Below are 6,861 nucleotides of genomic sequence, written 5' to 3' on the forward strand. Positions count from 1 at the left end.
GTGGATAACTCCGGAAGCTCGGACCACATACCTTGTTTCGGCTGGACAAATGCCCATGAATCCTTCAGCGTGGATTCATGGGCATTTTCCGTACCGCACGTGCATCAACCTCCATGGCCGGCAGGCCACATGGGCTGGCCAGGCTGAGCGTATTCATGCCCGAAGTCCGGAACGGCACTCAGAACCAGACTGGCGATGCGGTCAGCCTGCCGCCTCCGCCACCGGGGCATGACGCGATCGAGGCGCCAATTAACCGGTCAGAATCTCAGATCGAGACGGTTCGGCGTCCGAAGACACTATCCTCGCTGATTGGGGTACGGCCGACCGATAGCGGTATGGAAGCCAATCGCCCCAAGCGCAGAGACCACCCTCGACTGGCGTTGAACACCGGCCATACGCTGGTGGTCATATTGCTGTTGGTAGCGGTACTGGGATTGAGCTTTACCCTCATCGTGCAGCAATCCATGAATCTTACGGCACTCAGTCAGGATGAACCTACTGAGTCATCAGCGACCATTGATCCGAGCGTACACGATAAGACCGCTGACAACACGAAGAACCCGTTGCCGCAATCCTCCGAAGGCTCATCATTGCAAGACGAACCACAGTCCGGCGATACGGCTGATACGAATCAGCCAACTGCACAGGATTCGCGCATCAATATCAACACCGCATCTCAAGACGAGCTCCAAACCATTGCCGGCATCGGTCCGGTCACCGCACAGCGCATCATCGACCATCGCGAATCTATCGGCCGGTATACGTCAGTGGATCAGCTGCTGGATGTTACCGGTATCGGGACGAAGACACTGGAGAAAATCCGGGGGCAGGTGCGTGTCGAATGAACGTGGACTGGATGTTACGGGAACAAGGAAGCAGAGATTGGCGTTTACTGCCGGTAGCCATCACGGTATGGTCCGCCAGCCTGGTTTCTCACCAGGTGTTTGCTCTATGGGCAGGTGGGAATCCGTCGGAAATCATCATTGCGATTATGTCGATTGCAGTGGCCATATCGCTGATCGCCGCGTATCTCATGATGCGCGGCAGACGATGGTGGGCCGGCTCGCTCACTGTGTGCTGCGTCGCCGCCAGTGTGGCCGGCATGGCGGCGGTCACGGCGGACACCGTGGCCTGGCTCGACCCGGTGTCGGTCCAATCCAGAGCGGCCAATCAATCTCCGATTCAGGCGGAAGGCACGGTCGTTGCACCGATACTGGTATCAGACCGGCGTTCATATGATTGCCAGGTTGATGTGCGGCTGGCATTCATCGTGACGTCTCGTGGTAAACAACGAACATTCGCCCGTGCTCGCGTATACGCGACCCGGGATGATTGCATCATCTTACGTAGGGGCGGCGTATACCGGTTACGTGGTGTACTCAAACAAGCGGAATACGGTCGCCTACCATTGTGGATACTGATTGAAAGGGATGCCGGATCAGTGCAGCAATCACTGACAGCATTGCGCGCACCACCTTGGCATTGGCGAGTCATCTCGCATATGCAACAATCATTTTTCCGTGCGACCCAACAGCTATCCGATCAAGGGCGCGTGCTTGTGCCCGGATTGACGATGGGAGTGCTTGGCCAGGATTATTTCGACGCCGAGCCGGGAGATGGCCCGTCAGTCGACGATACCTATGCGAACATGATGGAGGAACGTTTCCGCATATCCGGCATCATGCATCTCATGGCCGTATCGGGCGGACATTTTGTCTTGCTGGCCGCGTTAGTACGTCGCATATGTTTATGGATGCTTATGGATCGACGGGTTTGCGCCATACTGATAGGCGGCGCATATGTGTGCCTGGCACTCGCCGTCTTTCCCGGAGATTCAGTTACCCGGGCACTCACCATGGGGCTTATGGGAACCGTGAGTTATGCGATAGGCCGCCGGCTACAAGCACTAAGCGCTCTATGCTGCACGGTTATCGGCTCGATTATCGTGATGCCGGGCATATCGCAAAGCTACGGTTTTGCCTTATCTTCGGCGGCTGTGTTGGGCATCGTTCTCTGTGCGAATCATATTGAACGGTTATGCAGTTGCGTGATGCCGAGACTCTTGGCGCAGACCATCGCGATGACCATATCGGCACAGATGTTCACTCTGCCTATACAGATATTGATGGAACCGCAATTGCCATTGCTGTCAGTTCCGGCGAATCTGCTCGTGGCGCCATTCGTCTCACTGGCCACTATCGCTGGGTTGCTGTCATTAAGCTGCGCATGGTGCGTTCCGTGGCTGGCTGTGCAGTTGGCTCGGCTCGCTTCCATGGGCACCTTGATCATGGAGCGCGTCTGCATATGGACAAGCAGCTCGGATAGGGCCGCCGTACCATGGGCCGACGGCATCCTGGGAGCGATGCTTATGCTGCTCGTGGAAGCCTTAGTGATGATGGCGATTATGTTTTTCGCGCATTGGCTACGACGTGTGCGCGCCGAACCGGGTATGCCGGGTGAGCGTTTCGGCACATATGCAAGCCGCAAAGTGCGTATGGCATTGTGGTGGAAGGAAACACTCAACATGTTGTTGAGATGAGCTTGTCCAACCTATGTGGAGAGATGGAGCCTATGGCCAAATCATCAGCACACACACCGGTAACAGTGGTGCCCGGGGGAGATGCATACCTGAATGCGTCGCGAGTCAAGGAGCTCTGTGCCCAAGCGCTCAAAGCACGTCCTGACGCCGAGCTGATTGAGCTGGACGCCACCAATGCCGACCAATACGCATTCGACGAAGCGGTCAGCCCATCCCTGCTCTCTGATGTTTCCGTAGTGCGCATTGACAATCTGCAGAACGCGGATGAGAAATTCGCTGAAGCGCTGGTTTCCTACACCAAACAATCCGTAAAAGATCCAGCTTCCGCTAGCGTGGTGATCTGCCAGCATGAAGGTGGGGCAAAGGGCAAGCGTGTGCTCGATCAGCTGGTCAAAGCCGGAGCCCGCAAAGAGGATGTGCCGGATTTGAAGAAGCCGGACGCTCAGTTGAATTTTGTCTATAAGGAATTCGAGAGGCGCAAACGCAGAGTCGATCCTTCGGCCGCGCAGCAGTTGATTGCCGTGCTTGGAGGCAAAACCGGCGAACTGGCCGCCATGTGCGAGCAATTATGTTTCGACTTCGATGACAATCCTGTCGGATTGGAGCGTGTCAACCAGTATCTGACCGCCAATCCGCAAGTCACTGGTTTCGCCGTGGCGGATAAGGCCATGGAAGGGCGCACCGCACAAGCCATCGTCATGATGCGCTCCGCAGTGGAACAAGGCACCGACCCCATTGCGCTGATTGGCGCTTTGGCCATGAAGCTACGCACTTTGGCCAAAGCCGCGGCCGTCAAGTCCGGAACCATCTCCCAGGCGGAGGCCAAAACCAATCCATGGGTGTTGCGCAACGCCACCAAGCAGCTTGGCGGCTGGACTTCCGCAGGGCTATCCCACTGCATTCGTATGCTCGCATGGGCGGATGAACAGAGCAAGACCAACGGCGGTGACCCGTTGTACGCTTTGGAACGCTGCATTGAAGACATCAGCCATAAAGGACGATAGGAACATGAACAAGCAGGTTATTGAAGCTCCCACTGGCGAAGCCATGCAGGAGCTCGGCAGGCGTGTTGCCGCGCAGGTGCAAGGCGGTGACGTGCTGCTGTTGTCCGGACCTCTTGGAGCCGGTAAAACCACGTTCGCCCAAGGATTCGGCGCGGGATTGGGCATCACCGAACCTATCGTGTCGCCTACGTTCACCATTGCCCGAGAACTGAATGGACGATTCGTTAATGGGCGGCCGGCGCATCTCATCCATGTGGATGCCTACCGTTTGGGCGGTTCCTCCTATGCTCCCGGGCAGGATGCCATTGGTCGGCTTCTGGATGAATTGGAATCGCTGGGATTGGATGAGGAGCTCGAAGACCCCGGTGAAAACACAGTGATTCTTATGGAATGGGGCGAGCAGATGGCCACCGCATTGGCCAGTGAACGCCTCGAAATTCATATCGAACGACCGCTGGAACATGCGCACGGTGATGGTTCCGCAGCGGAACTTACCAGCAATGGCACCCGTACCGTCACACTCGTGCCGGTCGGCGCACGTTGGGACGACTTCCATCTGTAATCGCATACCATATGCGGCATGGGTTGTACGTGCATCACCTGCGCCCATAGGCTCCTCGATGTACACTCTCTAGAGGTTTCATACTGAAAAGTTCAACGTTACGAGGAGCATACATGGGTTGCACGCTGGTGATTGACACGTCATTCGGCTCAACGGTAGGTGTTGTGGGTCATGAACCCATCGTTGAGACGGACTCGCGTACCCATGTGGAAAAACTCCAGGTCAACATCGCGCGGGCGGTGAACGAGGCGGGATATCAGCCATCGGATATCAGCACCATCGTGGTAGGTGTGGGACCTGCGCCCTTCACCGGTCTTCGTGCGGGTATCGTGGCCGCAAAAGCGTTGGCATTCGCCACAGGGGCCACATTGCTTGGCCAGAATGTGCTGGAGCCACAGGCGCAGTGGAATCTTATTCGCCGTGGCAGAGCCGGCACGTTCGGCGATCCGCATGACCGCCATGTACTGACGCTGGCGGTCAATGATGCGCGCCGCAAGCAACTGTATTTTGAACTGTGCGACACGCCTCTGGCCGGCAATGAGTCCGATGCCCCCACGCTTCCCAAGCCGCTGATCGCCATGGATATCGATTACCCTGAATCCATTGTGGAACGCGTCAACCAGGCCGTTCGGGAATATCAACAGACCGTCATGGGGCAGGTCATCGTCGATGTGATCGGCCACGGTGCCCATAAGTATGCTTCCGTTTTGGAGCGGATCGCATATGTAGGCGACGTCGAAGAATCCTCCGTGCTGGATCAGGGCGAGCAGGGACTCAGCGTGTTTGCGTTGGAAGCACAGCTGAATGCTGCGCAGAATCCTGATGCTCCAGTCGACCCATTGTATTTACGTCGCCCGGACGCTGAAATTCCAGCTCCACTCAAGCATGTGCTTGGTCATGAAGGCGCGGAGCGTACGGCCTGATGCTACTTGATGCGAATGAATTGGGCGTGGAGAACGCCATTGCCGCTATGCGGGGCCTGGAAGTGGAATTATTCGGCAACCATGCATGGAGCGAAGCTTCTGTACGCCAGGAAATAGAAGGAACAGGGCGTACCTACATCTTCGATACGGATGGCCATGCCCATACGGTCCGAGGATTCGCCGGCTACTGGTACGACGGCGAGGATGCAGAAATCATGGATGTAGGCGTCGGCAAAGCATATCAGCGCCAAGGCATCGCCCGCGCTCTGATGCGACAGCTCATCACGCGGGCGCGCCAGCAGGGCGCGCGTCGCATGCTGCTCGAAGTAAGCGTCATCAATGAACCGGCTATCGCCCTTTATAAAGGCCTCGGGTTCGAACGCATAGGGTTGCGCAAACGTTACTACCAGCCTGAAGGCATCGATGCGTATGTCATGGCGTTGGATCTTAAGCCACGCATCATCGGCTTCCAAAGCTCAGGCGGCACCACAACAGACGACAACGAACAGACAGAACAGAACGGCAAGGAATCATGAGCGAACCAATCGTACTGGGCATCGAATCCACCTGTGATGAAACCGCGGCGGCCATCGTGCAGGGCCGTACACTGCTCTCCAACGTCGTGGCCTCCTCGATGGAGGAACACGCACGCTATGGCGGTGTGATTCCAGAAATCGCATCCCGCGCACATGCGGAAGCCTTTGTGCCATGTGTGTCCAAAGCACTTGCTGATGCAAACATGACCTTGGCCGATGTGGATGCCATCGCCGTTTCCGCAGGCCCTGGTCTTGCCGGCTGCCTTGCCGTAGGTGTTTCCGGAGCCAAAGCGCTGGCTTGGGCGGCGAATAAGCCGATTTATGGCATCAATCACGTGATTGGGCATATCGCGGTGACCCAATTACAGTTCGGTGCGTTTCCGCCGGATACGCTGGCGCTGATTGTGTCTGGCGGGCATACTTCACTGCTGCATGTGGAGGATATGCCGCGCAAGATCGACGTGGTGGGCACCACATTGGATGATGCGGCAGGGGAGTGCTTCGACAAGGTTGCTCGCCTGCTGGGCTTCCCCTACCCGGGCGGCCCCCATATCGACCACCATGCGCAGAATGGTGACCCGCATGCCATCAAGGTTCCTATGGGATTGACCCAAGGCAAAGCCGGCGCCGCACATCCATATGATTTCAGCTTCTCCGGTGTCAAGACCGCTGTAGCCCGTTGGGTTGAAGGCGAGCAGGCGGCTGGCCATGAGATTCCGGTGGATGACGTGTGCGCATCCCTGGCTGATTCAGTGGCCACCGTGCTGGCCCGCAAGGCCATGAAGGGCTGCGAACAGTATGATTCCAAGACGCTGATCGTGGGCGGCGGCTTTTCCGCGAATTCACAGCTGCGAACCAAACTGCTCGAATACGGCGAGAAGTGCGGGGTTGAGGTTCGTATTCCGCGAATCAAGCTATGCACCGATAACGGTGCTATGGTCGCCATGCTTGGCGTGAATCTGGTCGAAGCCGGTGTAGCTCCCAGCGCTCCGGATTTCCCGATCGATTCCGCCATGCCGTTGACCAAAGTTTCCATGTGAGGCATGGTCTGGTGCATGCGAAATGCTTGGAAAATGGCGCGACATGCCTACATGCATGTAATTTGCATTTTCGTGAAGGGCATGTAAGATATGTGACTTGTGCGCAAGAGAAATCTTGAACACAACAGCCATTCCTGCGTAGCTCAGTTGGCAGAGCATCCGACTGTTAATCGGACGGTCGCTGGTTCAAGCCCAGCCGCAGGAGCTCATTCAACCGGAGTTGTTCGGTTGGCATGATGTTGATTCAGCTGGCGGCA

7 protein-coding genes and 1 tRNA gene are annotated in these 6,861 nt (G+C 56.8%); all 8 read left to right on the forward strand.

The window, feature by feature from the left end:
* Positions 1 to 335 precede the first annotated feature (335 nt).
* The 8 genes from F7D08_RS07150 (at position 336) to F7D08_RS07185 (ending at position 6,809) form a co-directional block, all read left to right on the forward strand.
* Positions 336 to 845 carry a ComEA family DNA-binding protein gene (locus F7D08_RS07150; RefSeq protein WP_226803424.1) on the forward strand — a complete coding sequence of 170 codons (510 nt, stop codon included), beginning with the start codon at positions 336 to 338 and terminating at the stop codon, positions 843 to 845.
* Positions 842 to 2,539 (forward strand): ComEC/Rec2 family competence protein, encoded by a 1,698-nt coding sequence (locus F7D08_RS07155; RefSeq protein ID WP_152209955.1) that lies wholly within the window; start codon positions 842 to 844, stop codon positions 2,537 to 2,539. The genes F7D08_RS07150 and F7D08_RS07155 overlap by 4 nt, the downstream gene beginning before the upstream one ends.
* Positions 2,540 to 2,571: 32 nt before the next feature.
* The gene (holA, locus tag F7D08_RS07160) at positions 2,572 to 3,543 is read left to right on the forward strand and encodes a DNA polymerase III subunit delta (RefSeq protein WP_152209956.1); all 972 of its coding nucleotides are present in this window, start codon (positions 2,572 to 2,574) and stop codon (positions 3,541 to 3,543) included.
* Between the two features lie 4 nt (positions 3,544 to 3,547).
* Positions 3,548 to 4,105 (forward strand): tRNA (adenosine(37)-N6)-threonylcarbamoyltransferase complex ATPase subunit type 1 TsaE, encoded by a 558-nt coding sequence (gene tsaE / locus F7D08_RS07165; protein WP_152209957.1) that lies wholly within the window; start codon positions 3,548 to 3,550, stop codon positions 4,103 to 4,105.
* Positions 4,106 to 4,218: 113 nt separating this feature from the next.
* On the forward strand, positions 4,219 to 5,028 hold the full coding sequence (gene tsaB / locus F7D08_RS07170) for a tRNA (adenosine(37)-N6)-threonylcarbamoyltransferase complex dimerization subunit type 1 TsaB (RefSeq protein WP_152209958.1): 810 nt from the start codon (positions 4,219 to 4,221) through the stop codon (positions 5,026 to 5,028).
* Positions 5,028 to 5,564, forward strand: coding sequence for a ribosomal protein S18-alanine N-acetyltransferase (gene rimI, locus F7D08_RS07175; RefSeq protein WP_152209959.1), 537 nt, complete (start codon positions 5,028 to 5,030; stop codon positions 5,562 to 5,564). Before tsaB ends, rimI begins: the two co-directional genes overlap by 1 nt.
* Entirely contained in the window at positions 5,561 to 6,604 is a 1,044-nt protein-coding gene (gene tsaD, locus F7D08_RS07180) for a tRNA (adenosine(37)-N6)-threonylcarbamoyltransferase complex transferase subunit TsaD (RefSeq protein ID WP_152209960.1), read from the forward strand. The genes rimI and tsaD overlap by 4 nt, the downstream gene beginning before the upstream one ends.
* A gap of 132 nt (positions 6,605 to 6,736) precedes the next feature.
* Positions 6,737 to 6,809: transfer RNA gene (locus F7D08_RS07185), tRNA-Asn, on the forward strand.
* Positions 6,810 to 6,861 lie beyond the last annotated feature (52 nt).

This window comes from Bifidobacterium cebidarum (assembly GCF_009193305.1).
Classification (GTDB): Bacteria; Actinomycetota; Actinomycetes; order Actinomycetales; family Bifidobacteriaceae; genus Bifidobacterium; species Bifidobacterium cebidarum.